This is a genomic window from Photobacterium chitinilyticum (genome assembly GCF_004104355.1).
In the GTDB taxonomy this organism is placed as follows: Bacteria; Pseudomonadota; Gammaproteobacteria; order Enterobacterales; family Vibrionaceae; genus Photobacterium; species Photobacterium chitinilyticum.
Window position 1 is genome coordinate 1,009,971 of record NZ_RJLM01000001.1, and the last position, 26,589, is coordinate 1,036,559.

At 43.6% G+C, this 26,589-nt stretch carries 24 protein-coding genes and 1 pseudogene; 15 read left to right on the forward strand and 10 right to left on the reverse strand.

Annotated elements, in window-relative coordinates:
* The first annotated feature begins 43 nt into the window (after window positions 1-43).
* From EDI28_RS04270 to rmf, 6 genes are all read left to right on the forward strand, one after another.
* On the forward strand, window positions 44-583 hold the full coding sequence (locus tag EDI28_RS04270) for a cell division protein ZapC (protein ID WP_128782572.1): 540 nt from the start codon (window positions 44-46) through the stop codon (window positions 581-583).
* A 1,091-nt stretch (window positions 584-1,674) separates the two neighbouring features.
* Complete coding sequence (rlmKL, locus tag EDI28_RS04275) at window positions 1,675-3,813, forward strand: bifunctional 23S rRNA (guanine(2069)-N(7))-methyltransferase RlmK/23S rRNA (guanine(2445)-N(2))-methyltransferase RlmL (protein WP_128782573.1); 2,139 nt, start codon at window positions 1,675-1,677, stop codon at window positions 3,811-3,813.
* Window positions 3,814-4,062 carry a glutaredoxin family protein gene (locus EDI28_RS04280; RefSeq protein WP_128782574.1) on the forward strand — a complete coding sequence of 83 codons (249 nt, stop codon included), beginning with the start codon at window positions 3,814-3,816 and terminating at the stop codon, window positions 4,060-4,062.
* On the forward strand, window positions 4,049-5,977 hold the full coding sequence (gene uup, locus EDI28_RS04285) for an ATP-binding cassette ATPase Uup (RefSeq protein ID WP_128782575.1): 1,929 nt from the start codon (window positions 4,049-4,051) through the stop codon (window positions 5,975-5,977). The genes EDI28_RS04280 and uup overlap by 14 nt, the downstream gene beginning before the upstream one ends.
* Window positions 5,977-8,124, forward strand: a complete 2,148-nt coding sequence (locus EDI28_RS04290; RefSeq protein WP_128782576.1) for a DUF3466 family protein — start codon at window positions 5,977-5,979, stop codon at window positions 8,122-8,124. Before uup ends, EDI28_RS04290 begins: the two co-directional genes overlap by 1 nt.
* Window positions 8,125-8,295: 171 nt before the next feature.
* Window positions 8,296-8,469 carry a ribosome modulation factor gene (rmf, locus tag EDI28_RS04295; RefSeq protein ID WP_128782577.1) on the forward strand — a complete coding sequence of 58 codons (174 nt, stop codon included), beginning with the start codon at window positions 8,296-8,298 and terminating at the stop codon, window positions 8,467-8,469.
* An 87-nt stretch (window positions 8,470-8,556) separates the two neighbouring features.
* On the opposite strand, the gene EDI28_RS04300 is transcribed toward rmf, so the two are convergent.
* The 3 genes from EDI28_RS04300 to EDI28_RS04310 form a co-directional block, all read right to left on the reverse strand.
* Entirely contained in the window at window positions 8,557-9,048 is a 492-nt protein-coding gene (locus EDI28_RS04300; protein WP_128782578.1) for a peptidylprolyl isomerase, read from the reverse strand.
* Between the two features lie 309 nt (window positions 9,049-9,357).
* Window positions 9,358-9,873, reverse strand: a complete 516-nt coding sequence (fabA, locus tag EDI28_RS04305; protein WP_199287361.1) for a bifunctional 3-hydroxydecanoyl-ACP dehydratase/trans-2-decenoyl-ACP isomerase — start codon at window positions 9,871-9,873, stop codon at window positions 9,358-9,360.
* A 69-nt stretch (window positions 9,874-9,942) separates the two neighbouring features.
* The gene (locus tag EDI28_RS04310; RefSeq protein ID WP_128782580.1) at window positions 9,943-11,652 is read right to left on the reverse strand and encodes an AAA family ATPase; all 1,710 of its coding nucleotides are present in this window, start codon (window positions 11,650-11,652) and stop codon (window positions 9,943-9,945) included.
* Between the two features lie 315 nt (window positions 11,653-11,967).
* On the opposite strand from EDI28_RS04310, the gene matP reads away from it, so the two are divergent.
* The 4 genes from matP (at window position 11,968) to EDI28_RS04330 (ending at window position 13,903) form a co-directional block, all read left to right on the forward strand.
* On the forward strand, window positions 11,968-12,426 hold the full coding sequence (gene matP / locus EDI28_RS04315; RefSeq protein WP_128782581.1) for a macrodomain Ter protein MatP: 459 nt from the start codon (window positions 11,968-11,970) through the stop codon (window positions 12,424-12,426).
* Window positions 12,427-12,518: 92 nt separating this feature from the next.
* Complete coding sequence (locus tag EDI28_RS04320; RefSeq protein WP_128782582.1) at window positions 12,519-12,824, forward strand: DUF3634 family protein; 306 nt, start codon at window positions 12,519-12,521, stop codon at window positions 12,822-12,824.
* 122 nt (window positions 12,825-12,946) lie between these two features.
* Entirely contained in the window at window positions 12,947-13,360 is a 414-nt protein-coding gene (locus tag EDI28_RS04325) for a PPC domain-containing DNA-binding protein (protein ID WP_128782583.1), read from the forward strand.
* A 57-nt stretch (window positions 13,361-13,417) separates the two neighbouring features.
* Window positions 13,418-13,903: a PaaI family thioesterase gene (locus EDI28_RS04330; RefSeq protein ID WP_128782584.1), complete on the forward strand. Its 486-nt coding sequence runs from the start codon at window positions 13,418-13,420 to the stop codon at window positions 13,901-13,903.
* Between the two features lie 22 nt (window positions 13,904-13,925).
* On the opposite strand, the gene EDI28_RS04335 is transcribed toward EDI28_RS04330, so the two are convergent.
* Window positions 13,926-14,171 (reverse strand): hypothetical protein, encoded by a 246-nt coding sequence (locus EDI28_RS04335; RefSeq protein ID WP_128782585.1) that lies wholly within the window; start codon window positions 14,169-14,171, stop codon window positions 13,926-13,928.
* A 318-nt stretch (window positions 14,172-14,489) separates the two neighbouring features.
* On the opposite strand from EDI28_RS04335, the gene EDI28_RS04340 reads away from it, so the two are divergent.
* A complete protein-coding gene (locus EDI28_RS04340; RefSeq protein WP_233353264.1) occupies window positions 14,490-15,209 on the forward strand; it encodes a PilZ domain-containing protein in 720 nt (239 codons plus the stop codon).
* A 280-nt stretch (window positions 15,210-15,489) separates the two neighbouring features.
* On the opposite strand, the gene EDI28_RS04345 is transcribed toward EDI28_RS04340, so the two are convergent.
* The 5 genes and pseudogenes from EDI28_RS04345 to EDI28_RS04365 all read right to left on the reverse strand — a co-directional run bounded on the left by EDI28_RS04345 (window position 15,490) and on the right by EDI28_RS04365 (window position 22,679).
* A complete protein-coding gene (locus EDI28_RS04345; protein ID WP_233353265.1) occupies window positions 15,490-15,873 on the reverse strand; it encodes a response regulator in 384 nt (127 codons plus the stop codon).
* Between the two features lie 373 nt (window positions 15,874-16,246).
* Entirely contained in the window at window positions 16,247-17,842 is a 1,596-nt protein-coding gene (locus EDI28_RS04350) for a BCCT family transporter (protein ID WP_128782587.1), read from the reverse strand.
* A gap of 424 nt (window positions 17,843-18,266) precedes the next feature.
* A pseudogene (locus EDI28_RS04355) lies at window positions 18,267-18,933 on the reverse strand (helix-turn-helix domain-containing protein); the annotation flags it as partial.
* A gap of 479 nt (window positions 18,934-19,412) precedes the next feature.
* The gene (locus EDI28_RS04360; protein WP_128782588.1) at window positions 19,413-21,497 is read right to left on the reverse strand and encodes an ATP-binding protein; all 2,085 of its coding nucleotides are present in this window, start codon (window positions 21,495-21,497) and stop codon (window positions 19,413-19,415) included.
* A 3-nt stretch (window positions 21,498-21,500) separates the two neighbouring features.
* On the reverse strand, window positions 21,501-22,679 hold the full coding sequence (locus tag EDI28_RS04365; protein WP_128782983.1) for an FIST signal transduction protein: 1,179 nt from the start codon (window positions 22,677-22,679) through the stop codon (window positions 21,501-21,503).
* 157 nt (window positions 22,680-22,836) lie between these two features.
* Between EDI28_RS04365 and EDI28_RS04370 the strand changes: the two genes are divergently transcribed.
* Window positions 22,837-23,562: an SDR family oxidoreductase gene (locus EDI28_RS04370; protein WP_128782589.1), complete on the forward strand. Its 726-nt coding sequence runs from the start codon at window positions 22,837-22,839 to the stop codon at window positions 23,560-23,562.
* Between the two features lie 73 nt (window positions 23,563-23,635).
* Here EDI28_RS04370 and EDI28_RS04375 read toward each other — a convergent pair whose 3' ends face one another.
* The gene (locus EDI28_RS04375) at window positions 23,636-24,079 is read right to left on the reverse strand and encodes a hypothetical protein (RefSeq protein ID WP_128782590.1); all 444 of its coding nucleotides are present in this window, start codon (window positions 24,077-24,079) and stop codon (window positions 23,636-23,638) included.
* 273 nt (window positions 24,080-24,352) lie between these two features.
* On the opposite strand from EDI28_RS04375, the gene ccoN reads away from it, so the two are divergent.
* The 3 genes from ccoN to EDI28_RS04390 are packed head-to-tail and all read left to right on the forward strand — an operon-like array spanning window position 24,353 to window position 26,587.
* Complete coding sequence (gene ccoN / locus EDI28_RS04380) at window positions 24,353-25,780, forward strand: cytochrome-c oxidase, cbb3-type subunit I (protein WP_128782591.1); 1,428 nt, start codon at window positions 24,353-24,355, stop codon at window positions 25,778-25,780.
* A gap of 12 nt (window positions 25,781-25,792) precedes the next feature.
* Window positions 25,793-26,404 (forward strand): cytochrome-c oxidase, cbb3-type subunit II, encoded by a 612-nt coding sequence (gene ccoO, locus EDI28_RS04385; RefSeq protein WP_128782592.1) that lies wholly within the window; start codon window positions 25,793-25,795, stop codon window positions 26,402-26,404.
* A gap of 9 nt (window positions 26,405-26,413) precedes the next feature.
* Window positions 26,414-26,587 carry a cbb3-type cytochrome oxidase subunit 3 gene (locus EDI28_RS04390; RefSeq protein ID WP_128782593.1) on the forward strand — a complete coding sequence of 58 codons (174 nt, stop codon included), beginning with the start codon at window positions 26,414-26,416 and terminating at the stop codon, window positions 26,585-26,587.
* The last annotated feature ends 2 nt before the right edge of the window (window positions 26,588-26,589 follow it).

Below are 26,589 nucleotides of genomic sequence, written 5' to 3' on the forward strand. Positions count from 1 at the left end.
TCGTTGGATAAGCAGTATAAAGAACTGATTTTGGAGCACTTACATGCTGAAGCCTACTAATTCATGGACATGGTATTACGACCATAAGGATGACTCCCTGATGCTAGATTTGGGGGAAGAAATGCTTTTCCGCGTTTCCATACCCACCAAGCATCTTGTGACGTCCGCCTATGAGCGCACTGTTTTTACCGTGGATGATGCAAGTGTCTTCCTAGACTACAGGGAGAGCATTGCCCAGTTAGATCTTTCTGAGCCACGAAAAGCCGAATTGGCTTTGAACGCTGTCGCTGCGAGTCGTTTTCATAAGCCAATGATGCCGAAAAGTTGGTTCTTTGAAACTCAGCAGGGTGATTGCAAGCCTGAAAATGGTGATCTCATTACATTGCAATCCGAATTTGGCGATGCAAAATACCTAGTGATTGAGAACAGCGGCTGTGCCAGCCTGTGTATGTTGGCAGACGTTGAGCCCCACGCTCTTACATCAACCAAAGAAATGGCCTTCTGCGATACTATTAAGGTTATGAACGACCGTATGCAAGCATTCGTGAACGAACTGCCACTCAATTTTGCTCTAGTAGGGTAGTCACAAGTTAGAGTTTCACAATTTGTTGTTGTGGGCTTCTCTAGGCTACCTTATTCACACTCTCTCACTCTCATTTTCTATTTCCTCTCATCCTGTATTTAAACCAGCAAGGTCGTACTGATACACCTGCCTGTTAAACGCACAAGTCACCCCTCTAAACATTCTTCCAACCAGTACGCTTAATTCCTCTTCCATTATTCCCAGTTAGTATTGCGTTAATACGAAGAGCATCTGATGCGGTTAGGTCGTGGCGATTACAGAAAGGCATGCGAGTAAAGCACTGTCAGCTGACAAGATAACGCTTGCTGCATAGACCGCTTATTTTGAAAGGCAAGTGGATGATTCTTGTGCGAAATAAGTGATTCTAATCGAAAAATATCAATTAATTAGCAATTATTTTTTGCCTCTTTTTGCCATAAAAAGACAAAAAATGACCATGTTTTAACAGTGAAATTTAAAAATTTCCATGAAGATCTTCCTCATTTTCCTCGTTTGTGAAATTTCCCTACATACGGATTATTTCCTAGCTGGAAATAATTTCCATATAGGAAAGAGTGGGTATGCACTAAATTATTAAAGCTAAAATCAACGTGTGGAGTATCACTCCATGCGGGGTGTTTGCTTATGGGTGTAGCTGATGAATTTAGGTTAAATACAATAAAAACAATGATTTATGAAGACAGTTTCCGTAAGTAAACAGTCACTTCTCTTGTCTGGTGCGCATCATTGATAATGGTGGGGCGAATTAATAGCTATAGTCTGTTTCCACTGGTAAACAAAGTCCTGTGTAACTACTTACTGTCTCTGAAAGTAGCTAGTTACAAGTCATCGGTAACCAAGTCGCAAAGTCATCACTTCTAATATCAGGAATGGCTGACGTATGCAGATTATGTTTAATTAAAAAGGTAACTAATTGGATGTTTTATGAGCTTTAATTGCCTGAGAGGACGTTGACGAGAAATGGTTGGTCAAATAGCTGGCTATTTTTTGATGTTTATTTAGCTAAATAACCGTAATGAAAGCCTTTAGGGCGAGGTATTTACGCTGTTTTCGGTTATAATTCTTGGCAACATAAGTGCGAAAAGAAATCCATGAATCAATATCTAGCTATCACTTCCCGAGGTCTTGAGAACCTCCTTGCAGAAGAATTAGAACAACTTGGTGCAGAACAGATCCAAGTTGTCCATGCCGGCGTGCGTTTCCGAGCTGAACAATCAACAGCTTATCGCTGCTGTTTGTGGACTCGTATCTCGTCACGAATCATTCAGGTACTAAGTGAGTTCAATGTCCGTGATGATATGGACCTATATCTTGGTGCTGTGGCGATTAACTGGCCAAATTATTTCACCAACGATACACGTATCATTGTTGACTTTAACGGTACCAACCGTGAAATCCGTAATAGTCAATACGGCGCGATGAAAGTAAAAGATGCGATTGTTGACAGCTTTACCAAAGCAGATCTTCGTCGTCCAAGCATTGACCGCGAAAACCCAGAGCTGCGTATTCATATGCGTCTTTCCGGTGAGAAAGGGGTGTTGGGTCTTGATATGGCAGGCAGTGGCTTGCACCAGCGCGGCTACCGAACCGAAGCGGGTAAAGCACCGTTACGTGAAACGCATGCCGCGGCTTTGGTGATGAAAAGTGGCTGGACTATTGACAAGCCTCTACTCGATCCAATGTGTGGCTCCGGTACTTTGTTGATTGAAGCTGCGTTAATGGCTGCGGATATTGCCCCTGGTATTAAACGCAAACGTTGGGGCTTCGAAGCTATTAAAGACTTCAACAAAGATGCTTGGCTTGAAATTCATGCAGAAGCGACAGTGAAAGCTCGTCGTGGACCCGCGAAAGTGGAAACCAAGTTCTTCGGCCGTGAAATGGATCGCCGCATACTAACAATTGCCCGTGACAATGCAGGGCGTGCCGGTGTGAAAGATCTGATTGATTTCGAGTATGGTGATGTAACGCAGCTAATTTGCCCTGAAGGGTTTGAAAATGGCGTAATCATCTGTAACCCTCCTTACGGTGAACGTCTGGGTACAACACCAGAGCTTATTTCCCTATACAGTGATTTTGGTACTCGTTTGAAATTGGCCTTCGCCGGTTCAACGGCGGCAATCTACTCGGCTTCTAGCGAGTTGCTAAGCTGCCTGCGTATGCGTGCTGATAAGCAGTTCAAGTTACGTAACGGTGCCTTGGATTGTGTGCTAAAGAGCTATTTAATCACAGGTGGTGCGGTTAAACAGGTTGAAGGTGAAAAAGAAGGAAAGCTTGAAGAAGCTCAAGTTGCACCGGATTTTGCCAATCGCCTGAAGAAGAACATTACCAAGCTGCAGAAGTGGGCGAAGAAAGAAGGTGTTGAGTGTTATCGTATCTACGATGCTGACTTGCCAAACTATAATGCTGCGATCGATCAGTACAGTGATTACTTGGTTATCCAGGAATACGCTGCGCCGAAGTCGGTTCCTGAGGAAACCGCCCGCCGCCGTATTATGGATATTCTACGTGCGACTATTCAGGTTACGGGTGTCGATAACAGTAAAGTGATCCTGAAGGTCCGTGAGCGTCAGAAAGGTAAGAGCCAGTACCAGAAGCTATCAAGTGCAGAACGTCACATGACAGTGAATGAGTATGGTGTTCAGCTTAAGGTCAATCTATACGATTACCTTGATACAGGCCTGTTCCTTGATCACCGTATAACACGTCGTAAGCTGGGCGAAATGGCCGCAGGTAAAGACTTCTTGAACTTGTTTGCCTATACCGGCTCTGCATCGGTTCACGCGGCTTGTGGTGGTGCTAAATCAACAACAACAGTCGACATGTCAAATACCTACTTGCGTTGGGCACAGGAGAATATGGAGCTGAATGGACAAGTGGGCCGTCAGCACCAGTTTGTTCAGGCCGACTGTTTGCAGTGGTTGCAGGAAGTTGACGAGAACTTTGATTTGATCTTCATCGATCCGCCGACATTCTCGAACTCTAAGCGTATGAACCAGAGTTTTGATGTACAGCGTGATCATATGATGCTGATGGAAAACTTGAAGCGCATGCTGCGCCCTGAAGGGCAGATTGTTTTCTCAAACAACAAGCGTCATTTCAAGATGGATTTTGACAAGCTGGCTGAGTTGGGGCTACAGGCTAAAAATATCTCAGACAAAACGTTACCAATGGACTTTGCACGTAACAAGCAAATCCATAACTGCTGGATAATTACACACAAGGAAGACTAAGTGCTAATTACGCTATATAGCACAGAAGGATGTCATCTCTGTGAGCAGGCTTATAGCCTGCTCATTGATGCGGGTGTACAGGAGCGCGTTCAAGTGGTGGATATCGCCTTTGATGACGCGCTTTTTTCACGTTACGGCGTCACTATCCCCGTACTTTCTATCCAACATCCCGATTCAATCTCCGAACTTGGCTGGCCGTTTGATTCAGCCGAGCTTGCAGCATGGTTAAATAACAATGGCATTAATTAAAATTAGTAACGCGCAGTTAGCGTATGGCGATCATGCATTACTTGATCGTGCGGAATTTTTACTTCAACCCAATGAACGTGTATGTCTGGTAGGCCGAAACGGTGCCGGTAAATCGACGTTGATGAAGGTCATCGACGGTGAGGTGCTTCTTGATGACGGTACTATCCAGCGTCAGTCAGAACTTACAGTGTCACGTCTCGAACAGGATCCGCCTCGCAATGCCGAGGGGACAGTATTTGATTATGTCGCTGAAGGCTTGGCTGAAATTGGCCAGGTGCTTCGTGAATACCATCACTTGTTGGATCTTATTGCGGTTGATCCATCTGAATCAAATATCAACAAGCTGGCACGTGCTCAGAGTAAGATTGATCATGCCAATGCTTGGCAGTTTGACAATAAGATTGCCTCTGTACTAGAGCATCTTCAGCTAGACGCTCAGACGCTACTTAAAGACCTTTCTGGTGGCTGGCAGCGAAAAGCGGCCCTGGCACGAGCTCTCGTGTGTGATCCAGATATTCTGTTGCTTGATGAGCCGACCAACCACCTGGATGTTTCAACCATTGAATGGCTTGAAGGTTTCCTGAAAGAGTTCCGTGGTTCAATCATCTTTATTTCTCACGACCGTGCATTTATCCGTTCAATGTCGACCCGTATTGTTGATTTGGATCGCGGTCAGCTGGCTTCTTTCCCGGGTGATTATGATAATTACCTGGAAGCGAAAGAAGAGATGCTGCGTGTAGAGGCGGAGCAGAATGCCGAGTTTGATAAAAAGCTTGCTCAGGAAGAGGTGTGGATCCGACAGGGAATTAAAGCACGTCGTACACGTAACGAAGGCCGAGTCCGCGCTTTGAAACAGCTACGCCGTGAGCGCAGCGAGCGACGTGAAGTGGTAGGTAAAGCCGATATGAAGCTTCAGGACGCCAATCGTTCTGGCAAGATTGTTTTTGAAGCTGAGCATATTTCTTACAGTTACGGTGACAAGCCAATTATTAATGACTTTAGCTTTAATGTTATGCGTGGTGATCGTATTGCACTGATTGGGCCTAACGGTTGCGGTAAGAGTACTTTGCTAAAAGTGATGCTGGGTAAACTTGAAGCGACACAGGGTCACTTCCATTGCGGAACGAAAATCGAAGCGGCGTACTTTGATCAGTATCGTGAAGTACTAGATCCTGAAAAAACAGTAATGGACAACCTTGCAGACGGTAAGCAGGAAGTCACTGTTAATGGTCGTACTCGTCACGCTTTGGGCTATTTGCAAGATTTCCTTTTCCATCCTCGTCGTGCGCGAACTCCTGTGAAAGCGTTGTCGGGAGGCGAGAAGAACCGTTTGTTATTGGCCAAGTTATTCCTAAAGCCAAATAATTTATTGGTGCTCGATGAACCAACTAACGATTTAGATATCGAAACGTTGGAACTTTTGGAAGAAATTCTTGCCAACTATCAGGGGACATTACTTTTAGTTAGCCACGATCGTCAATTTGTTGATAACACAGCAACAACGAGCTGGCTCTTTGAAGGTAACGGTGTCATCGACGAATACGTGGGTGGTTACCATGACGCTCAAGAACAACGTGCGAATTCGCTGACACAAATTGCGAAAGAGCAGGCGGCTCAAATTGAAGCTGCCAAGAAGAAAAAAGACGAGAGTAATCAGCGTCAGGAAACGCGTTCACGCTCAGGTAAGAAGCTATCGTATAAGCTTCAGAAAGAGCTTGAAGACCTGCCGAAAAAAATCGAAGAACTAGAAAATGAAATTGCACAGCTGCAGGAATCGATTAACGATCCTGCGTTCTTCCAGGATGTGAAGAATGATACTCAGGCGACTCTTAACCGTTTAGCGGCGGTCGAAGAAGAGTTTGAGCAGGCATTTGAGCGCTGGGAAGAGCTAGAGGCAATGCAGAAGGAATCCTAATGCAACATAAGACGTTAAAGTTATCGACACTGGCGATGATAATTGCCAGTGTCACTCAGGCAAATGCAGCTGTTTATCAGGTTGTGGAAGTAGAAGGTACCAGCAGTGGTGTCGGCTCGCTTCAGTATTACAGTAAAAACACGTCTGATGTTCAGAAACGTGTCGAGTTTTATGCTCAGGGTGTAGTGAGCTCTGGTTCAGAAAACTGCTTTACCCAAAGTTGTACTGCATCTAGTTATGCCATTTTTGGTGAAAGCCGTTTTGGAAGCGATGGGATTAATTATCGCGATGAAGTGCCATTCATTAGTGATAACCGCCAGGAAGTTAATGACTTTTCGCGTTTGCGTTCCTACTGTGTCAATAACCTTGGATTCAATACCTGTGATGATTGGGCGAATGTTGCATACTACGGTATAGGCTTCAACGAAGAAAACGCTCAGGACGGAAGTGGTTTTGGTGGCCTGCACCGCGAGCAGGTTGCCTGGAATGAAAACTTTTATTCCAATGCCTTCCCGTTAACGGAAGCGACCGCAGGTTCGCTATCACGTGTCAAATCTTTTGCTGAAGATGTATCCGGTTATGATTCGACCACGGCTGCCGCTCTGGGTAATAAAGTCTCAACACATGAAACGACTAATGGGGTTGTTAATCAGAGTGACATTGTTATCAGGGATACAACGAATAATAAATTTGTATCTGAGTGTCCTTCAGGAAGCACATGTGAAAATGTTGACTACCAGCTAGGAATAACTAGTTCGGCTTTTTTCGAGAATAACAATCGCTATGCTCGCCAGTTTAACAAACGTGGTTTTGTTAATATTGATAGTAGTACTTCGAAATCAGCTTTGGTTCCAGCATCACCAGATGACGATGATTTAGCTTCCAAACCGATTGTTGATAACCTGGGTCAGACATTGGCATGGGATGCTGTTGTATATGATGGCAAATTATTGGTTGTCGGTAGTGCCTCATTCAGCCCGAGTAAGTTATCAGACAGCAATAAGCTTCCGTCTGATGGTGATGGGAAGAATCGCCTTTCATTTAACAACGGCGAATTTGAGAACTGTTCGACAACAGCTGGTGATGTGAACAACCTATACACCAAGTGGGAGTGCCAGTTCTCGGTATTTGCCAATGATGCTGTTTTCTGGACAGTTGATAGTACTGGTGCTGCATCCACCAATGCTGAGCGTTTGGCTGCTCGAGTTGATAGTCAGCAAAGAACTTATCCAGAGCTTGACCCAGATGGTGACCAAGTTCGTTCTTTCCAGGCATCGGCACGCGCTATAACGTTGGTCGGTGGCCAGCCTGTTGCGGTAGGTTTCTCGACAGATTCTATTGCCAATAACTCAGTCAATACTATCGATGGTGATTATTACGCCGTACGTGCTGCTATCTATACCCCTAAACCTGGTTTTACCGTTGGTTCTAAACAATGGGAGAGAAAGATCATCCCTGGGCTTGATATCGAGGAAGGCAACGATCGTAAGCTTCGCTTCTCGATGGCGACGGATATCAATACCAACAATAAGGTGATTGGATTTAGCAAGAACATCAATTCTGAAAATCGCTCTTATTCTGAAAAGATGTTTGTGTACGACAATACTGCCGGTACACTGACGAAACTAGATACATCGATAGACCCGACTATCTTCTTCCAAGGCTCTAACGGTTTTCCATCTGCTATCAATAACAAAGATCAGCTTGTTGGTTGGGTTGATTCGGAAAGCGTCAATCAGGTAAACGGTCGTCAGCGACGCCAGCGCGGATTCACTTATATGGCTGGAGCTGATATTGCAGGTTCACCACTTCAAGCGAATAAAGCGTGGATGCTGGATGATTTGACTAATGGCGGAAGCTTGAGTACCGAGAACAATGCGTTCCGTATCGCACATGCTACTGATGTCAATGACGCCGGTGTTATCTCCGCAACAGCATTTAAGTGTGAGGGTGGTTATAAAGACCTTACAAAAGACTCGCAGTGTAGCGCGGATGAGAAGGTGGTGGCTGTTAAGTTGATACCTATCGTTGGCGGCGAGATTGAGCAGCGCCCAGTCGCTCAGTCGACCATCGAGCGTGAAGGGGCTTCATTAGGTATGTTTGCTTTGACACTCCTTGGTTTGATTGGTTTCAGACGCCGTAAGTAAATTTTTGTCAAAATTGCTTATTTTTCACTCAGGCTCACAAATTGTGAGCCTGAGTTGTTTCAGGGGTTGATCAATAGTTCGGTTTGGCTAATTCTTATAAGTGGAGTCACATAAACTCCATCATTATGAAACTGTAATGAAAGAAACTCTGATAAGGATGAGGATCGAACTATGAAGAGACAAAAGCGGGATCGTTTGGAACGTGCACAGGCTCGTGGCTATAAAGCAGGTATAAATGGTCATTCTAGTGAAGAATGTCCGTATCAATCTCCGGATGCCCGTACTAATTGGCTAGGTGGTTGGCGTGAAGCAAGAGAAGAACGCCAAACTGGCCTTTATAAATAACACTCCCTTCATATCACCCTTATTGAGCCCCTTTCAGGAGAAGGGGCTTTTGCTTTTTAGGGCCGCCTATTTCTAACATTCATGACATTATTTAATCGTCACTTTTTCTACAATAATTGTCTCGCATGGCACATCGTCGTGGCCATATTTCGATGTTGTATTAGCAATAGCAATGGCATTAACGACATCCATACCCGCAGTGACTGTACCAAAGACAGCGTAACCCCAACCTTTATTCGTTGTGGCAGTGTGATCAAGAAACTCATTGTCTTCTAAGTTGATAAAAAATTGGGCTGTAGCCGAGTGCGGTGCATCGGTACGCGCCATTGCGATAGTGCCGATAACGTTTTTAAGCCCACGGTTAGCTTCATTGGCAATAGGGGCGCGAGTCGTCTTTTCTTGCATGCTTTCAGTAAATCCACCGCCTTGTATCATAAAGCCTTTAATTACTCGATGAAAAATAGTGCCTTCATAGAAACCATCTTGGCAATACTTTAAAAAATTCTTAGAACTGACAGGTGCTTTGTCCATATTTAGTTCAATTTCGATATTGCCAAAGTTAGTTGTGAAAATGATCATCTTAGTTGTAACCGTGTTGGTATCAATTTAGGGGGTGAAGTATACGTAATCAGAAAATTAAAATGTAGTACTTAGCGGCTGTTTAAATTTAGGTCATTGCTTGGGCGATAGGTACGCATGTTGTATTCCGCTATACATGTTATGGCTGGTGGATTTCAGCTACAGTGAGTGACGCTGTCACAGCTTGCCGCATCACTGGGTGTACTATTACAAGGTGGATTAGGACCGATGGATAATGAGAGGAGGGCAGTTGTTACATGGTCACAAAAAAGGCCGCAAAAGCGGCCTTTTATTCGAGCTTACTGTGATTTAGAAAGCAGACGTATCTTTGAACAGACCAACTTTCAAATCTTTCGCAACGTAGATTTCTTTACCGTCTACCAGAACGCGCCCATCTGCAACGCCCATGATAAGTTTACGGTTGATAACGCGCTTCAACTGAATGTCATAAGTCACTTTCTTCGCTTCCGGAAGGATCTGACCTGTGAACTTCACTTCGCCAACACCCAGTGCGCGCCCTTTACCTTCGCCACCGGCCCAGCCAAGGAAGAAACCAACGAGCTGCCACATCGCATCAAGACCAAGGCAACCTGGCATTACAGGGTCACCTTTGAAGTGGCAGTCAAAGAACCAAAGGTCCGGGTTAATATCCAATTCAGCGTGGATGAAACCTTTTCCGTGCTCACCGCCTTCGTCAGAGATTTCAATGATACGGTCAATCATCAACATGTTGTCAGATGGTAAAGATGGGAAAGCAGGACCGTGTAGTTCGCCTTTACCACATGCAACTAGTTCTTCGTAATTATAAGATTGCTGGCGTTTCATCAGACTTATTTAGCTCCTTGAAAAGTATGGAGGCAATTTAGCTTACACCTGTACGCTAAACAACTCGGATCAGTACTGGACAAACCAGTTACGGATACGCGCTAACCAACTGACTTCACTGTCAAGATCACCATGGTGAAAGTGATCTATGCGTTGCGCAATCTTGGCTAGTAACGTTTCGGAGTCGTCTTTCTCACCACGGAAAGCTTTGCCTGTTAACAAAGGTAGGGCCTCATCAACGCTTTCAACGGTCCATAAATGGAATTTGCCCGCTTTAATCGCTTCGATAACCTCATCGTTGAGACATAGATTGCTCTGGTTTGTTTTCGGTAATATGACACCCTGATGGCCTGTTAGACCACGGAAGGCACAAACCTTATAGAAACCTTCAATCTTCTCATTGATACCCCCCACTGCCTGTACACGACCAAATTGGTCTACTGCGCCCGTTACTGCGATCTGCTGATTGATTGGTTGAATGGCAAGCGCTGATACTAATGAGCATAGCTCAGCTAGCGAAGCACTGTCTCCATCAACTTCACAGTATGATTGCTCAAATACAATTGAGGCGGAATAAGGGAGTGGCTGGTCCAAGTCTAGTGCGGCACTGACAAACGCCTGCATGATCATCATACCTTTCGCATGAAGATTGCCGCCAAGATCGACTTTACGCTCGACATCCGAAATATCACCGTCACCAAAATGAACGACACAGGAGATTCGAGCAGGCTCACCGTACGCAGAGGGGTGCCCGGGCACCTCGACAACCGTTAGGCCATTTACCTGGCCAATTTCTTCACCTTGGCAGTTAATGACAACCTGGCCATAGTGAATATCCTCAATGGCGCGTTCAGGCAAATAGGATTCGCGATACTCACGGGCTTTGAGGGAGTCAGTTAGATGTTGTGCGGTAATTTTCTGTCCTTGGGACTCTATTGCCGCTTCACACAGTAGGCTCTGGTGCCAGATAGGGCATAGCGGTACACGAGTTTGGTCCTCGGCATGTCGAGCACCCGTCTTCAGCAAGATTTTCAGGGCTTCATGATCGGACAAGTCCGGTAGTTGTGCCTTGCGGGTGATTGCTTTTAGGTAAGAAAGATATAAAGGCAAGCTCTCTTCACTCAGAACAAGGTCTTGTTCAAACTCGCCGTACATCGAGAAACCAGAAGAGAGATCCGGTTCCGCATTTTCAAGCTCAGCCATCAGGTAGCGATCGCCAATCAACACTAGTTTTACATCTAGCTGTTCTGCAGGAGGTAGCGGGTACAGTGTTTTGTTTGATGAAGCTTGCCATTCCAGCATACCGTTCATCAGAACGCTTTTGAGGCGAGGCCACAGGCTAGGGTTACTCAGAATGCTAGTAACTGATAATACGAGATAGCCGTTGTTAGCCTGGTGAACAAGGCCATGTTTAATTTGCTGCTTGGTAACTTTGTTGTCATCCAGCGGCGGGTAGACTGCACCAAAGAGACTTTGCTCAGTAACATTTTCGCCAATAACGATTGGGCTTAAGTCAGTGTTATCGCCTTTATCCTGCTTGTTCTTAGCGTCATGTTGCGTAAGCAATTCAAGAACATAATCGCGATAGACTTTGTTGTCCGGTGCCGTTATGCGAAGAACCCGAGGTTGCATTTCAACACAGGTAAATCGACGTACGGCATCCGTTAGGCGATCTTGTAATGTGCCAGTTTGAGCTGGTGTCAGATCGTCATATTTCTCTAAGATGGTTTGAAACTTTGAGTAGTCTGGAGTCATTGTACGCCAGGATTCTTCATGCATGGGCTTTAGCTTTATTTCGTTACTGTGAAAAGGACAGCAGTATAAAGGAATCAATGGCCGCATAATAGGCAGATATTGATGATATTTTCTGGTGGCCGCTTTTCAGTACCGTTACAATTTATTTCAGTCGCCTTTACTTAGGATTTAGAGTGTCAAGAAAAGGGTCGCTCTATCATTTTTTTCATGAAAAGTTGATAATGGCCCAGAACACTCTGAAAACAATCAGTAATATATCAAATAGAGAATTGAGCTTTTATACGTCAACGGTTACACTGTCACAGTTAAGTGTAGTCTTTTTGAGAATCTCCTACGAATATGAAATATCAGCAGCTTGAAAACCTCGAAGCCGGTTGGAAATGGATGTACCTGGTAAAAAAATGGAAGGAAGGTGATGCGATCACCTGCTACATCGATACCAGTGAGGCCGAAGCGGCTGTACAAGACTTGCTTGCCATCGAACATGAGCCAACAAGGGTCATAAAATGGATTGGTAAGCACATGTCTCCGGAACTTGATAAGAAGTTGAAACAGGCCATCCGTGCCAAGCGTAAACGCCATTTCAATGCCGAGCAGGTTCATACTCGTAAAAAGTCTATCGATCTCGATTTTCGTGTTTGGGAGAAGTTGGCTGAGAAGTCCAAAGAGTTAGACTGCACGCTATCGGACACGATCGAATACCTTCTGAGTGAGAGCAATAAGACAGAAATGGCTAGCAAGAAGGTATTGGACATCAAAAATGACCTGCACGAGCTGTTAGATATTGATCTTGACTGATGTCTATGTGTTGCCTTTTGGGAACATAGTCAAACTGCTAGATGTAACATTTTAATATACGCTTATAGAAAACCGCTTAAAGGAGTGAGTGAATGGAATATGTCATTGTACTGGCCGTTGTTGTGATCTTTCTCGTTTTCAAAGATCGCCCTGTAATGATGCTGAAGTTTGAAGGTGGCGAGCTAATACAATCAAAGGGCAACATTCCAAACGGCTTCCTTATTGGTTGTAAAGATATTGCGCACAAGCAGCCATTTTCCGGAAAAATCAAAGTATACCGAAATCGTTTCGCAACAAAACTGGTGTTCTCCAAAACGGTACCGAGCAAAGTAAAACAGCGTATTCACAATGTGTTCCCTCATAACAGCACAGGTAAAAAGCGTGGACGACGCGCATAGGTTATGTTGGAAGCGTTATAATAAATAGCGTTATAATAACTGTAATATTCAATCAAATGGCTTCTCAGGAAGCCATTTGTGTTTTTGGACGTACCATATTCATTTAATTAGGCTTTCCCTATATGCTCAAACCTTATGCATTTCGTCTGACACAAGGCGCAGATCTCAAATTGGCCATCCTCAATTTTGTTCAGACCCATTCGATTCAGGCAGGATCGCTACTTAGCGGTGTCGGTTGCTTGGCGTCAGCCAATATACGCCTTGCCAATGAAAGTCAGTCTTTATCTTTGGCCGGGCCTTTAGAGATTCTGACGTTAGCCGGCACCTTGACCCCGACGCACGTACACTTGCACATTTCGGTTGCAGATAAGAATGGGGCTGTGTATGGCGGGCACCTAATGGATGGTTCAGAGGTTTTGTATACCACGGAAATTTGTCTGGCCAGCTATGAGAACTTAACCTTTAAACGCGAACGAGATTCTGCGACTGGCTTTGACGAGCTCGTTGTCGAGCATGTCTCTGACTCGAACGAATAAGCCTTTGATTCCCCATGGTATACACTGAATAGGTGTCAGTATATACGAGGGGCAAAGATGGTAACTTCTCTACCCGAATACTTCCAAGATAAACTCTCAGGCAATCACTGTTATGGTTGTGGAACGGAGAACGCCCATGGCTTGCACATTAAGAGCTATTGGGCTGCCGAGAACAAAGCTGTGTGTCACTTCACACCTCAGCCTTTTCATACCGCAGCACCGACACATTTTCTCAATGGCGGGTTGATAGCGACGATTATTGACTGTCATTGTATCTGTACGGCAATCGCATATGCTTATCAATTACAAGGACGAGAAATAGGTCAGGGGGCTGCTGTATGGTTCGTCACAGGGGAGCTATCCCTTAGCTACAAGCGCCCTGTTGGTATTGATACGGAAGTTGTTTTGGAAGCTTCTGTGACGACAGTGACGAATAGCAAGGCAACAGTCGTTTGCAAGCTAAAGGTCAATGATATTGTTTGTGTCGAAGCGACACTGGTTGCTATAGCGGTTAGTGAAGAGTGGATGAAAGCGAAGGGCTAGTCTGGATTAAATAATCTTGGCATTAGTTGATCGCATTGATCAGAGCTTGCTGGCTCGATAAATATTGATTTACGGTTTCTTTCAAGGTGGCTAGCTCTGCTTCTATTTTCAAACGCTTTTCTTTTTCTTCTTCGTATTGTTTTCCTAACTCAACGGCCATATAACCGCCTTGAATAAGGGCTTTAGTCGTGACATTACTGTTAGTCAGGGCTTTTAACTCTTCAATCATAAAATAATGTTTGTCAGTATCTCTTATTGTTATCGCCATATAAAGGGTTCGGTATTGAGTGAATTAAAGATAGATTGCATTTTAATGATATTAGAATGGCAATCAAGGGGTTTGATTGCATCTTTCCGAGAGTCTATCAAATTTAAATCTTAGTTTTGATAGCGTTATTAGGAATCGCTTAATCTAATGCACTATAACTATTGATTATTGAAAATAATTATTTACGAGTAAAAACGGTTGAATCGGTTAATTAACCAACATTTAGAATAGGCTTAAAACAACAGTACTTGTAATATTATGCCTTAGTATTAGAATCCATTGACACTAGTGATAATAGCCACGCTCGCAGGGTAGAGATTGAATCAGCTCAATAAGTATCTTTTGTCTACGAAAAGTAGAGAAAAAACGGTTCCAGGTATGCAGGGTATAGCTATGGTCAGCCATGGGAGTGAGGTCACTATTAGTGTGAAAACGCCGTTAGGGCGACTATACCGAGTTGATACCGTTTTTATTGGTAGCAATGGCAATGATGAGATTTTTCTAGAACTTCCTGCGCTTAGTAAACCTGTGTTAGATGAGTACTTTGACGAGGGGTTCTTACTGACCGTAAAGGCCATCTCGGATAAAGGTGAGGGGGCGATCGTAAACTTCAAGACTCAAATCCTCCATGCTCTCCATAAACCTGTTCGTTTATTGATTCTATCCATCCCTCGGACAATGAACTTACTGCAATTGCGTAGTGAGCCTCGCTATGATGTTAAACTGCAAGGAAAAATAGCCTTAACTCAGCGAGAATTGCTGGTGGATTTTAAAGATCTTTCCAAAAATGGTTGTTGCTTCCATCAAGACTTGAATGGCCCGCAAATTGAAGAAGATAACCATATTCAAATTGTCATCCTAAACCCGTCAACAAAAAAAACATTTAGATTAACTGGGTTGGTTAAAAGTATTCATAAAGCGGGCATCCTGAAATATTACGGTATGATGTTTGACCTTGAAGGTCAAACACAAGTGAAATTACTGTTAGCACAGCTGATCTTCGATGGTTCAAAGCTTTCATTTAAGCATAGCAAGTAAAGATAATTTTTGGGATGTATAAATAGAGTAACAAAGCACCCTAACGCACTATAACTTTTCACTTCTTTACAAATAACACATACTAATCCCAACATACAAAACCAAACCATATCCTAAAAAATTAACGTCTATCATGTATGTGACCGCGTAACTTACATGTGATTATGTGTTAAGGAGGGAGAGATGATGATTATTCAAGTTGCTTCGAACTTACTAATAAATGGGATTTTGAACGTTCATGGAATGATACAAGTGAGTTAGATCGTAAATGCTTTACGGATCAATCTGTCACTTCAGTATTTGTACTCCGATTAAACTTAGCCAAACTACGTTGTACTTTTTGAACTGATAAGGGCTTAATCAAATAATCAGTTGGTTGGTGAGACAGTACTTTTTTAACAACCTCAGTTTCATTTTCTGATGTAATTATTGAAACCGGCATATCAGGTAGAGTACGTTTTATATAGCTCAGCAATTCTAAGCCATCAAGGGGTTTTTCAATATTCAAATCAAGAAAAATAGCATCAATTTTATAGCTAGAATCGATTATCAACTTCTGGGCTGATGCGATGTTGCTCACCTTAATGATTTCCTTTGGTGATATACATTTTCTAATAATTTGAGCTAAAACTTCTGCCATCAATTTATTATCTTCAATAATCAAAAATCTGTTCATTTTAGTCCAACTCTACTGACATCATATTGATTTGCTTGCATATAAAGATAGAACACACTGCCAAGCATAACAAGTCCCTTATCAAGGTTTAATACATAGCTAACAAAACACTCAATTTCACGAATTGATTTTATAGCTCAAGTCATTTGAGCCGCAAGAATGAAGAGAAAGTCGACAGATGTGACAAGGTAATAAATTGATAGTTGATGATTCAGGGGCTGGAGTCGTATGTGACAGTAGTCGGCATTTCAGGCTCAGCTGCAAATAATTCGTGAACTATGTGCCGAAGTTTACGATGTAATTGAATGAATACAAAAACTCCACCGAACGGTGGAGTTTTTGCTTTGGATAATGAAGCTAACTACTTTTTATAGGCTAAGTTGTAGTAAGTCATTTCGGTTCGCATCCCCATTAACAGGCTCACGCACATTGTTAATAAGATAATCGTGAATGGCAGAGCTGTGGAAATTGCCCCCGCTTGTAGCGCTTGGATTGCCTCTGTACCACCAACCCAAAGCAGAACGGCTGCGATTGCCCCTTCAATTGTTGCCCAGAAAATACGTTGAGGAACTGGGGCATCGACTTTACCGCCAGATGTAATACTGTCGATTACCAGAGAAGCGGAGTCTGAAGACGTAATAAAGAACACCATGATTAGAATGATCGAGATCACTGAAAGCATAGTGGTTAACGGCAACGCCTCATAGACGTTGAACAAAGATAGAGTGATATCTGTTAAACCATTTGCACCGAGTTCACCCACTTTGTTAGCTACCTGGTCAATGGCAATACCACCAAATACAGACATCCAAACTAGCGTAATTAGGGTAGGGATGAAGATCACTGCAACGATAAACTCACGTACAGTACGACCTTTCGATACACGCGCAATAAACATACCTACACATGGAGACCAGGAAATCCACCAAGCCCAGTAGAATACAGTCCAACCATGCATCCAGGTTTCATCTTCACGGCCATGAGGATTACTGAGTGGTAAAATGTTTTCAATGTAACCCATAAGGGTTGTTGGCAGTGTATTAAGTGTAATTGCAAAACCAACAAGGGTAACAAACAATAACAAAGCAAATGCAATGAGTAAGTTTGCGTTACTTAGGACTTTTACACCACCATCGATACCACGAACAACCGAAATCACGGCCAAACAGGTAACAAAAACAATTACGCCAATTTGCAAGCCAATACCAACATCGATACCAAAGACGTAACTAATACCACTTGCTGCCTGCTGTGCGCCTAAGCCGAGTGATGTCGCAAGGCCAAACAGCGTTGCGATAACCGACAATATATCAATAATGTGGCCAAACCAGCCCCAAGTGCGGTCACCAAGGATAGGGTAAAAAATGGAACGCATTGAAAGTGGCAGGCCTTTGTTATAGGCGAAAAAAGCAAGCGAAAGCGCGACTATTGCATACATTGCCCATGGGTGAAGCCCCCAATGGAACATCGTTGCGCCCAAGGCAACTTTAGCAGCTTCAGGTGTATATGCTTCCACACCAAGTGGGGTTTCATACCAGCCCGTGTAGTAAGCCACTGGCTCTGCAACCCCCCAGAACATAAGGCCGATACCCATGCCTGCTGCAAATAACATCGCAAACCAAGAGGCGTTGGAGTGCTCCGGTTTTGCGTCTATTCCGCCGATACGAATTTTACCAAAAGGAGAGACAACCAAAGCTAAACTGAAAATCAAGAAGATATTACCAGACCACATGATCAAACCATCAAAGTTATTGATGATCTGCCACTTGATACCGTCTAATGCAGCTTTTGCTGTTGAGGGGTCTGTTGCAAGAAGCGCAACAATAAAGAAGATGATCAGTCCAGCACTTATGCCAAAAACTGGATTGTGTACATCAAATCCCCATTTCTGGATGTTGTCCTGACCGACTGTATAGTCAGTATTGTCGATACTGTACTTATCCCTAACTTGTGACATTTTAGTCCTTGTTCGATTAGCACACTAAGCATTTTAAGAAGCTTTAAATTCGTTTTTTGTAACGAGACAAAGATAAATTCTTTAGTGTACTTAATGAAATTTTGAAAGATAGTAACAAACATGAGGATAAAAACCAAATTCACCCTGAAATTGTCTAATAAAAACGCGTATTTATGCATATGATTGGTTGTTTCTTTAGATTAAAATGTTAGATATCTAATTATTTGACGGGTTATCAGTAGGGCGCCACTAAACTTAAGTCAATTGTCCTCTAAGCATTTAAGGTGATCTTTTGGCTGAGCGAGGTATCTGGTGCTGTCACCCTCAGTGAATCCGGGGCGCAGTTTGACGACACGATTGGTCTGTGGAATATAAGCCGCAATAAGAAACTGGGAGGACAATACGCCAGTTTAACAAATCAACGGTTGAAATCAGCGATGAAGTCGGGGAGCCAGGTATTGGCTTGTGAGCTGTTGGCACAAATCAGTACAACGTTTAGGTCACTTAACACCCGACCGATCCGTTTGAGCATCACGCTTGCTGACATGAAAGACTGCATGACGATCACTGTAAAAGGAAGGCCGTTGGTTTACCGTGCTGTGCAATGTAAACCAACAGGCAGCATTTGGCGCTGCGGTTCAAACCAGTCATGATGAGAGCCGTCAATCTGAACCAGTTCACCAAGACAGTCGCGACGATGACGAGGCTGGTAAACACGAGGCTTACGCTTAGCATGGGGAACCCACAAGCCATCGGCGATCATCCATTGACGCAGGGTTTCAACGGCGACATGGATCCCGTGAAGTTCTGTGAGTTTCTCATGCGCCAGAGTTGGCCCAAAGTCAGCATAGTATTCGTGGACTAAGGCTAATATGCATGCGTAATTTTAATTTATCATCATGCCGATGATTACCTGGCTGGCCACGTTTGAATAAGAGTAAACCGCTAGAACCAAATTCAAGAAAACGCTTTACCAAGCGATAAACTTGCCGAGTGCTTAAGCTGAGAATACGAGCAGCTTCAACACCTGTAATCCGTTTGTCACAAATGTCTTGGATAAGTTTAATCCGCAATAATTCATCGTCAGTCATGGTCAACAACATCTCATAGGCTCTAGATAACACGCTAGGAAAAGAGTGCTATGAAGTTAGTTCAACATGACATTTCTAACTGGCTCAAACCTGACACTTCTAAATCATAACCCAAGCTTCAGTGCGCATTATGTACCTTATGTTAAATGTGTTGGGTTTTGAGATAACTTCACGAGATAGTTAAAAACAATAACTTAGCTTAAGTTGTTCCCCATTGATGATATTAGGTTCTGGTACTTTCAATAAGTTCATGAAAGTCAGTTATTGGAATCCATGAGCTTCATTGAACATAATCGCATTTACCATAAAATAGGTAATTAACACCTATTTTTAAGCACTGCTGCAAATGGTCAGTTTGCCTGGTGTTTCAAAATGAGGAGTTAATTACAGCTTGGTTTACAAAACCAAGCTAACTATGAATGTCTGAATCCAAATTCGCACGCCAGACATAATATATGTCTGGCGTCTGTAGCTAGATTTTATGCCGTTATAGCCAACGTCTGGTACTTATTGAGCATTGCATTAAGCTCTGGCGCTAAAATTGGCTTCGCCAAAAAGCCATTCATACCCGCTTTCTCATATTCGATTTGATCTGAATGCATTGCATTGGCGGTTAATGCGATTATTGGTATATCAACATTATTTTCTCTCAGCAGTTTTGTTGCCTGCAATCCATCTAGTACTGGCATCGAAATATCCATCAGGACAATGTCAAACTCCTTCCGGTTATTCTCAAGGATTTCGATCGCTTCCTTACCATTATTGGCAATCACAACTCGATGGCCCCGTTTTTCCAACATTAGCTTGGCGACTAATTGATTTGTATTGCTGTCTTCTGCCAACAAAATACTCAGCGACCGTTCAACTTTTGCTTCTATAACAGGTTCTTCAAATGTTGATACTTCAGCTGACTGTACAATTGGAATATAAACCGTAAAACAGCTACCTTCATTTAAGGTACTTTTTAACGTTATCTTACCATTCATTTTGTCAATCAAGTGTTGGCTAATCGCCAGCCCAAGGCCTGTACCACCATAGCGCCTTGTAATACTGCCATCAGCTTGAATGAATGGATTAAATAAATTCTTCTGGGCTTCAGATGAAATGCCAATTCCTGTGTCTGTCACAGCGATCACTACATATTTATTATTACAGCTAACATCTACTGATACTGAACCCTGATTGGTGAATTTAAGTGCGTTACCTATCAAGTTGAACATGACCTGTGATATACGATTTTTATCTCCGACCATCGTCTTGGGAACTGTCGGTGATATCTCAGCTGTTAGTGTGATATTCTTTTTATTTGCTTGCTCGCACAATTGGTTAACAACCAGGTTAATACTGTCTTCTAACTGCATCTCAGTATTAAATAACTCAAAATTCCCCGATTCTATCCGCGACAAATCAAGAATATCATTAATGATCGTTAATAATAGCTGGGCAGATTGATCCATTTGGCTTACCCAGTGAACTTGATCCGGATTAAGCCCTGACTCTGCCAAAGTATCCATGAACCCCAAAACTGCATTTAGCGGCGTTCTTATTTCATGGCTCATCATAGCCAAAAACTGCGATTTCGCTTTATTTGCCGATTCGGCTTGTTTTCTGGCTTCTTGCAATTCGAATAAGCGCTTTTTGCGATTTGTGATATTTTTTGCAGTGCCCCTGTAGCCAAGTAATTTACCTTGCTTCGAAAAGTACGGCGTTCCACTAAAGCTTATCCATAACCCCCCTTCACTTTTAGGCAGCCGCCACTCAAGATCTTCGAAGGCTTCTTTCATTTCGAATTTTATTTTGAGCTTTTTCTTCAGCGTTGCTTGCTCATCAAATATGTCAAGAATACTATCGTTATCAACAACATGGTTTGCCAGATTTGGTGACGAGATATAGGTAAATTGTAAATCGGTATCGACTTCCCAAAACCAATCGCCCACCGTTTTAGCAAAATCCTTAAATCTCTGCTGGCTGTGAATAAGCTCCTGAGTTCGCGCAGTTACCAACGATTGCAACCTTTCACGATAATCTATATCGATAATAGCGCGTTCAAGCAAAGGTCTAAATCGTTCAAGTACACGACGACACTGTGGCGTAAATTGTCCGCGATCAGAATGAAGAAATAACAGAAGTGCATCGCCAGAACTTACCTTCACCCCTGTTAACAACACTGAATGGCAATAATGGAGCATCTCGTGTGGTAGCTCCTTGAACTCAGAAACTTGTTTAGGAGCAAACAACGCAATGCTTTCACCGTTCATACAGCGAATAAATGTATTACTAACGGGCCAAATACTTGATTCAAAAAAACGACACGTTGTAACAAGCTCTTGCAGTGGTGCCGTTTCATCTTCTCTTGTCAAAACAAGGGCATGCTCAAAGCCTATGTATTTTCGAAGTACCGACAACAGGCTATTGAAAACCTGTCTCTTACTATTCGCCCCTGCCATGGCTGACATACCTGCCAGAATGGCCGCATTCTCATCTCGAAGCTGCTTCTCTCGTTCTTGACTGCGCAGCAGATCAAGCAATGTCTCTTGAAGCTTTTCTGACTCAAAACTCGGCATTGGTTAATCCCTATGAAATAAAACAGCTGAAATCATGAGGTTTCCATGTGCATTTTCACCACCAACAAACTGCCCCTGCTCGCCAAATGTAAAGGGACAAACAAACGGGGTATGGTGCATTGCTTTATTCACGTAGTGTGCGACCTCTTCCATTCGCTCCTGTACACGTAGCATGCAACCTGCACAGTAAATAGTAATTCCACCAATTGGGTCTAGCTCCCGGCTAGCACTGCCTATATCAAAGGCTGAATCGATGACCCTACCCGCCCGTGTTATCAGCCGCTCTTCCGTCCCTTCCATGAAAAACAGCTCTTCACCTTCTTCCACTGTTGCAAATAGCTCGATCCCACCTCTTGGGGTCACTTTTAACGGATGCGACAACTTAAAATAAGGTAAATCATGAACCTTACCGGCAATACGTCCTAATGGATTCAGACTACTTTTCGAAATTATGCTATTTTCATCTGAAAGCAACTGACCTATCCATTCTTGATAAGTCTCAATGGCTGGCTTATGGTTAAGCTCAACGAGTTCTCGACCTTCCGTTCGAGTGGCTATTGCACTAATGCCCGAGCTGGCATAACCAGAGTGGAATGAGTAGCTGATATTACAAGATGGGTATAAGACGCAGAGTCCAACTCCCTCTTGGCACCGTTGTTCATGTGTGAACAACCTCCAGTTCCCCTGAACATGATCGTCAGCAGCGCTTCCTCCAATAATGGGGACAGAAATACCTAGCTCATCCTCAATACCTTTAATGACTTCTTCTTCGCGACCTGGGCTTGAATGCAGCAAGATTAATGCCGGGAGTTCACCTGGGCGACCGCTGTTTTCAATTGCGCGTAACAATGCCTGCCTAGCCATACCATAAGGGCTTTGGTTGGTTGAAACGATAGCGCTACCGAAAGCGCCGGTATAATCACACATTGCCCATAAAGCAATGCCTTCACCACGATTATACCCTTCGTCTGTCATCACCCCCTGGCATGAGGAGCAGCCAAGGATCTGAGAACTCGGAAATTCCGCCGTTAATGCTTGTTGGATAAGTTGATCGTCGTAGTTTTCAGAAAAGTACACAAGAATAAGTTTAGGATTTGCGATTTTACTTTTCAGTTTGCGAATTGCATCCGAAACAGCGTATTCCGATGCATGAAAAGCAGAAAAACTTGTGGCTATATCCATATTTCCGTAATTATTGTTATGCGTTGCACTCATCATAGTCATTTTTACTTTTGTAATCAGCAAACTGACACCTTTTTTCTCGATTTATGGCTAAAGTCAGACTCTGCTTTACCGCTAACATGTAGAATTGTTTATTTTAGGGGCAGTGAAAGGAAGCATGATCAACAACGTCATTTTAGTAACAGGTGGAGCCAAGGGGATCGGCAGAGGTATTTGCGAGCTTTTAGCTAGCAACGAGGCAACTGTTGTCGCTGTCGATATTGATGAAGATGCTGGTTTTGAACTGGTCGCTCATGACCCAAGGATCCGCTTTCGCCGCGCTGATGTCACTAGCGAGTCGGAAATATCAGCTGTCATAACAGAAATTCAGGCACAATTTGGCAGACTTGATGGCTTAGTTAACAATGCAGCTATTGCCACCCCCTATAATGCACCAGTTGAATCTCTAGAGTTACACGATTGGAATCAAATAATTGCAGTCAACCTTACCGCGCCGTTACTGGTAGCTAAATTATGCCTTCCATTGCTTAAGGAGAGTAAAGGTTCCATCGTCAATATTAGTTCTACCCGTGCGGCACAATCCGAACCCAACACAGAGGCCTATAGTGCATCTAAAGGTGGATTAGTGAGCCTCTCACATGCATTAGCCGCCAGTTTGGGACCCGATATAAGGGTGAATTGTGTTTCTCCGGGCTGGATTGATACAAGCAATGAAGAGCTACGTGCTGTTGATCATGCCCAGCATCTAACAGGCCGCGTCGGTCAGGCCAATGATGTGGCTTCGATGATAAAATACCTGCTTAGCACTGATGCAAGCTTCATTACAGGGCAGAATTTCACAGTCGATGGTGGGATAACAAAAAAAATGATTTATGCTGAATAACTTCATGTTTTGTAGGCTTGAGTATTCAAGCCTACAAAACATGAACTCCTGAGGAAAAAGTGGTTAATTTACATCACTTTTTCACAGTGAACTTTGCAACTATAGTGTCACTACCTTGCTTCACTTCAATAGCCCACTCCATCGTGTCGTGTACACAGTCAGGCACAGTAAACGTTCCTATCCAGTGATCAGCTTGTTGCTCAAATATGACGGGAATTACCCCCATATACATATCTACACCTTCAATAGTAGCAACTGGCTTTACATTTGTGTTACTAATTTGTAGAACGACTTCAGAATTTGCAATGACCGGAAATGGTGCGAGCGATAGTTCCAGTGTCTGATTTTGACCTTCAACAGTACAATATTCTGCAGTAATCCGGCATTCGGTAGTACTTTCATCTACAGACACCTTTTCATCGTAGGTGACTGTTCTCCATACAAATGCTGTTATTAATACTGCCATCAAGATTAATATTTGAACCAATCTCGCCTTTGTTAGCTTCTCCGCAGCCATGATTTACCGTGCTTCCCGTGTTACAGAGTTCAAAGTTTTCACATAAATGTTGCTTAACCGTAAACATCGTGTGGGCTTGACTCTGTCAATCACTTGTTAAGTAAAGTATTATGTGTAATGAAAATGCCACTTTTACAACAAAATAGCAATTTAAATGCTGAGTTGTTCAAAAAACAACATGGCAATTAAGTAAGCTTTGGGTGGCATTGCGACAACTAGTTGTTCGCACAAGGAAAGAGTGTAGTTGAACAATTCAAATTGGAAGCATGCAACATGAGCCAAGTAAAGCAGCTTGAACAAAACTACAACTATACGGTCGTTCGTCAATTCACCCTGGTTACAATACTATGGGGAATTGTTGGAATGGGCGTTGGTGTATTGATTGCCGCTCAACTGGTGTGGCCGGCGCTCAACTTCGACCTACCTTGGTTGACATATAGCCGCTTGCGTCCACTGCATACCAATGCAGTGATTTTCGCATTCGGTACAAGTGCACTATTTGCTACGTCTTACTACGTAGTACAGCGTACATGTCAAGCAAGACTCTTCGGTGGTAAGTTGGCATCGTTCACCTTTTGGGGTTGGCAAGCCATCATCCTAGCAGCAGCAATTTCGCTGCCTATGGGATGGACGTCTGGTAAAGAATACGCAGAACTGGAATGGCCGATTGATATCGCTATTGCCGTTGTTTGGGTTTCCTATGCCATTGTCTTCTTCGGTACCATGATAAAACGAAACACGTCGCACATTTATGTTGCGAACTGGTTCTTTGGTGCCTTTATTTTAACGGTAGCTGTCCTTCACATCGTGAACAGCATGGCTATCCCTGTGTCGATGACTAAGTCGTATTCGATTTATTCCGGTGCAGTGGATGCGATGATTCAATGGTGGTACGGACACAACGCAGTAGGTTTCCTACTGACAGCCGGTTTCCTGGGTATGATGTATTACTTCGTACCTAAGCAGGCAGGTCGTCCAGTATTCTCTTACCGCCTGTCTATCGTACACTTTTGGGCATTGGTATCCCTGTATATCTGGGCCGGCCCTCACCACTTGCACTATACAGCTCTACCTGACTGGACTCAGTCTCTAGGTATGGTGATGTCTCTGATCCTATTTGCTCCGTCTTGGGGTGGTATGATCAACGGTATCATGACGCTGTCGGGTGCATGGCACAAACTTCGCTACGACCCAATCCTACGATTCTTGGTGGTTTCACTGTCTTTCTACGGAATGTCTACCTTTGAAGGCCCGATGATGTCTATTAAGACAGTAAACGCCCTTTCTCACTATACTGACTGGACAATCGGTCACGTTCACTCTGGTGCGTTAGGTTGGGTTGCAATGGTTTCTATCGGTGCGGTTTATCATCTAATTCCTAAGCTATTCGGCCAAGAGCGTATGTTCTCTGTCAAGTTGATCAACGTTCACTTCTGGCTGGCAACCATTGGTACAGTTCTGTACATCGTAGCAATGTGGATTTCTGGTGTAATGCAGGGGTTGATGTGGCGTGCGGTTAACACTGACGGTACATTGACTTACAGCTTCGTGGAATCTCTACAGGCTTCTTATCCATTCTACTTCGTTCGTTTCTTGGGCGGTGCGGTCTTCCTAACGGGTATGTTCCTAATGGCATACAACGCTTATAAGACAATTTCTGCGCCAAAAGAAAGCCTAAAAGCAACTGAGCAACCAGCATAAGGAGTTCCGACAATGGCTAATAATCGTCATGAAATTGTAGAAAAAAATGTCGGCCTTCTAGCGATACTTATCGTTATCGCTATTAGCTTTGGTGCACTGGTAGAAATTACGCCGCTACTGTATCAAGACCAAACTACTGAACCAGTAGAAAATCTTCGCCCTTACACAGCGTTAGAAATGGAAGGTCGTGACATATACATCCGTGAAGGCTGTAACGTTTGCCACAGCCAGATGGTTCGTCCTTTCCGTTCTGAAACAGAACGCTACGGACACTACTCTGTTGCGGGTGAAAGTGTATGGGAACACCCTTTCCTATGGGGTTCAAAGCGTACAGGTCCTGATCTGGCGCGTGTTGGTGATCGTTACTCTGACGACTGGCACCGTGTCCATCTTCGTGATCCACGTGCAGTAGTTCCTGAGTCAAATATGCCTGGTTTCCCTTGGTTGGAAGAAAACGTGCTTGATGGCAAGTTAACCTCCGACAAGCTAGCTGTTTTCCGTGACATCTTTGGAGTTCCATACACCGAAGAACAAGTTGCGAATGCTGGTGAAGAAGTGAAGGGCAAGACTGAAATGGATGCAATTATTGCTTACCTTCAGTCGCTTGGTCACGCAATGAAATAAGGAGGCACCATGGATATTGGAACCATTCATAGCATTTGGACAGTAATTCTGTTCGCAAGCTTTATTGGTATTGTCCTTTGGGCTTACAGTAAACGCCAAAAATCGCGTTTCGATGAAGCAGCCAACCTTATATTTGCTGATGAAGAGCAAGATTTGGCAACGCGTGAGAAAGACAGGAGCTAGGA

Bases quoted from the DNA above. Each gene is read 5' to 3' on its own strand.
- rlmKL (WP_128782573.1), top strand. From the start codon at position 1,675: ATGAATCAATATCTAGCTATCACTTCCCGAGGTCTTGAGAACCTCCTT.
- EDI28_RS04270 (WP_128782572.1), top strand. From the start codon at position 44: ATGCTGAAGCCTACTAATTCATGGACATGGTATTACGACCATAAGGAT.
- EDI28_RS04360 (WP_128782588.1), bottom strand. From the start codon at position 21,497: ATGCCGAGTTTTGAGTCAGAAAAGCTTCAAGAGACATTGCTTGATCTG.
- EDI28_RS04290 (WP_128782576.1), top strand. From the start codon at position 5,977: ATGCAACATAAGACGTTAAAGTTATCGACACTGGCGATGATAATTGCC.
- EDI28_RS04310 (WP_128782580.1), bottom strand. From the start codon at position 11,652: ATGCATGAAGAATCCTGGCGTACAATGACTCCAGACTACTCAAAGTTT.
- EDI28_RS04370 (WP_128782589.1), top strand. From the start codon at position 22,837: ATGATCAACAACGTCATTTTAGTAACAGGTGGAGCCAAGGGGATCGGC.
- EDI28_RS04300 (WP_128782578.1), bottom strand. From the start codon at position 9,048: ATGATCATTTTCACAACTAACTTTGGCAATATCGAAATTGAACTAAAT.
- rmf (WP_128782577.1), top strand. From the start codon at position 8,296: ATGAAGAGACAAAAGCGGGATCGTTTGGAACGTGCACAGGCTCGTGGC.
- EDI28_RS04390 (WP_128782593.1), top strand. From the start codon at position 26,414: ATGGATATTGGAACCATTCATAGCATTTGGACAGTAATTCTGTTCGCA.
- matP (WP_128782581.1), top strand. From the start codon at position 11,968: ATGAAATATCAGCAGCTTGAAAACCTCGAAGCCGGTTGGAAATGGATG.
- ccoO (WP_128782592.1), top strand. From the start codon at position 25,793: ATGGCTAATAATCGTCATGAAATTGTAGAAAAAAATGTCGGCCTTCTA.
- ccoN (WP_128782591.1), top strand. From the start codon at position 24,353: ATGAGCCAAGTAAAGCAGCTTGAACAAAACTACAACTATACGGTCGTT.
- EDI28_RS04320 (WP_128782582.1), top strand. From the start codon at position 12,519: ATGGAATATGTCATTGTACTGGCCGTTGTTGTGATCTTTCTCGTTTTC.
- EDI28_RS04365 (WP_128782983.1), bottom strand. From the start codon at position 22,679: ATGGATATAGCCACAAGTTTTTCTGCTTTTCATGCATCGGAATACGCT.
- EDI28_RS04330 (WP_128782584.1), top strand. From the start codon at position 13,418: ATGGTAACTTCTCTACCCGAATACTTCCAAGATAAACTCTCAGGCAAT.
- EDI28_RS04335 (WP_128782585.1), bottom strand. From the start codon at position 14,171: ATGGCGATAACAATAAGAGATACTGACAAACATTATTTTATGATTGAA.
- EDI28_RS04325 (WP_128782583.1), top strand. From the start codon at position 12,947: ATGCTCAAACCTTATGCATTTCGTCTGACACAAGGCGCAGATCTCAAA.
- fabA (WP_199287361.1), bottom strand. From the start codon at position 9,873: ATGAAACGCCAGCAATCTTATAATTACGAAGAACTAGTTGCATGTGGT.
- uup (WP_128782575.1), top strand. From the start codon at position 4,049: ATGGCATTAATTAAAATTAGTAACGCGCAGTTAGCGTATGGCGATCAT.
- EDI28_RS04375 (WP_128782590.1), bottom strand. From the start codon at position 24,079: ATGGCTGCGGAGAAGCTAACAAAGGCGAGATTGGTTCAAATATTAATC.
- EDI28_RS04350 (WP_128782587.1), bottom strand. From the start codon at position 17,842: ATGTCACAAGTTAGGGATAAGTACAGTATCGACAATACTGACTATACA.